1 rRNA gene (running past one end of the window) is annotated in these 2,601 nt (G+C 56.6%); it reads left to right on the forward strand.

The window, feature by feature from the left end:
* Nucleotides 1-2,578 (forward strand): 23S ribosomal RNA (locus tag ABD374_RS00825) (it extends 663 nt beyond the left edge of the window).
* The last annotated feature ends 23 nt before the right edge of the window (nucleotides 2,579-2,601 follow it).

Genomic DNA, 2,601 nt, shown 5'->3' on the forward strand with positions numbered 1-2,601 from the left:
TGCCTTTTGAAGAATGAGCCTGCGAGTTAGCGGTGTGTAGCGAGGTTAACCCGTGTGGGGAAGCCGTAGCGAAAGCGAGTCCGAACAGGGCGGTTGAGTTGCACGCTCTAGACCCGAAGCGGAGTGATCTAGCCATGGGCAGGTTGAAGCGGAGGTAAGACTTCGTGGAGGACCGAACCCACCAGGGTTGAAAACCTGGGGGATGACCTGTGGTTAGGGGTGAAAGGCCAATCAAACTCCGTGATAGCTGGTTCTCCCCGAAATGCATTTAGGTGCAGCGTCGTGTGTTTCTTGCCGGAGGTAGAGCACTGGATAGGCGATGGGCCCTACCGGGTTACTGACCTTAGCCAAACTCCGAATGCCGGTAAGTGAGAGCACGGCAGTGAGACTGTGGGGGATAAGCTCCATGGTCGAGAGGGAAACAGCCCAGAGCATCGACTAAGGCCCCTAAGCGTACGCTAAGTGGGAAAGGATGTGGAGTCGCAGAGACAACCAGGAGGTTGGCTTAGAAGCAGCCACCCTTGAAAGAGTGCGTAATAGCTCACTGGTCAAGTGATTCCGCGCCGACAATGTAGCGGGGCTCAAGCGTACCGCCGAAGTCGTGTCATTCCAGCATGCAGGGCCAACGCCCGCTGGGATGGGTAGGGGAGCGTCGTGTGCCGGGTGAAGCAGCCGCGGAAGCGAGTTGTGGACGGTACACGAGTGAGAATGCAGGCATGAGTAGCGATACACACGTGAGAAACGTGTGCGCCGATTGACTAAGGGTTCCTGGGTCAAGCTGATCTGCCCAGGGTAAGTCGGGACCTAAGGCGAGGCCGACAGGCGTAGTCGATGGACAACCGGTTGATATTCCGGTACCCGCTTTGAAACGCCCAGTATCGAATCCTCTGATGCTAAGGCCGTGAAGCCGTCCCGGAGCCTTCGGGCAAAGGGAAGTGGTGGAGCCGCCGGCCCAAGGTGGTAGTAGGTAAGCGATGGGGTGACGCAGGAAGGTAGTCCAGCCCGGGCGGTGGTTGTCCCGGGGTAAGGGTGTAGGCCGAGGGGTAGGCAAATCCGTCCCTCATACAAGGCTGAGACCTGATGCCGAGCCGATTGTGGTGAAGTGGATGATCCTATGCTGTCGAGAAAAGCCTCTAGCGAGTTTCATGGCGGCCCGTACCCTAAACCGACTCAGGTGGTCAGGTAGAGAATACCGAGGCGTTCGGGTGAACTATGGTTAAGGAACTCGGCAAAATGCCCCCGTAACTTCGGGAGAAGGGGGGCCATCACTGGTGATGAGTCTTGCACTCTGAGCTGGGGGTGGCCGCAGAGACCAGCGAGAAGCGACTGTTTACTAAAAACACAGGTCCGTGCGAAGCCGTAAGGCGATGTATACGGACTGACGCCTGCCCGGTGCTGGAACGTTAAGGGGACCGGTTAGTCCTTCGGGGCGAAGCTGAGAACTTAAGCGCCAGTAAACGGCGGTGGTAACTATAACCATCCTAAGGTAGCGAAATTCCTTGTCGGGTAAGTTCCGACCTGCACGAATGGCGTAANGACCTTTCGGGGTTGCGAAGCTGAGAACTTAAGCGCCAGTAAACGGCGGTGGTAACTATAACCATCCTAAGGTAGCGAAATTCCTTGTCGGGTAAGTTCCGACCTGCACGAATGGCGTAACGACTTCTCGACTGTCTCAACCATAGGCCCGGTGAAATTGCACTACGAGTAAAGATGCTCGTTTCGCGCAGAAGGACGGAAAGACCCCGGGACCTTTACTACAGTTTGATATTGGTGTTCGGTTCGGCTTGTGTAGGATAGGTGGGAGACGGTGAAGCATGCACGCCAGTGTGTGTGGAGTCAATCTTGAAATACCACTCTGGTCGTGCTGGATGTCTAACCTCGGTCCGTGATCCGGATCAGGGACAGTGTCTGATGGGTAGTTTAACTGGGGCGGTTGCCTCCTAAAGAGTAACGGAGGCGCCCAAAGGTTCCCTCAGCCTGGTTGGCAATCAGGTGTTGAGTGTAAGTGCACAAGGGAGCTTGACTGTGAGACCGACGGGTCGAGCAGGGACGAAAGTCGGGACTAGTGATCCGGCAGTGGCTTGTGGAAGCGCTGTCGCTCAACGGATAAAAGGTACCCCGGGGATAACAGGCTGATCTTCCCCAAGAGTCCATATCGACGGGATGGTTTGGCACCTCGATGTCGGCTCGTCGCATCCTGGGGCTGGAGTCGGTCCCAAGGGTTGGGCTGTTCGCCCATTAAAGCGGTACGCGAGCTGGGTTTAGAACGTCGTGAGACAGTTCGGTCCCTATCCTCTGCGCGCGTAGGAATATTGAGAAGGGCTGTCCCTAGTACGAGAGGACCGGGACGGACGAACCTCTGGTGTGCCAGTTGTCCTGCCAAGGGCATGGCTGGTTGGCTACGTTCGGAAAGGATAACCGCTGAAAGCATCTAAGCGGGAAGCCTGCTTCGAGATGAGTGTTCCCACCCCCTTCGAGGGGTTAAGGCTCCCAGTAGACGACTGGGTTGATAGGCCAGATGTGGAAGCCCGGCAACGGGTGGAGCTGACTGGTACTAATAGGCCGAGGGCTTGTCCTCAGTTGCTCGCGTCCACTGTGTTG

Origin of the sequence: Streptomyces enissocaesilis, assembly GCF_039533765.1 — a bacterium.
GTDB lineage: Bacteria > Actinomycetota > Actinomycetes > Streptomycetales > Streptomycetaceae > Streptomyces > Streptomyces enissocaesilis.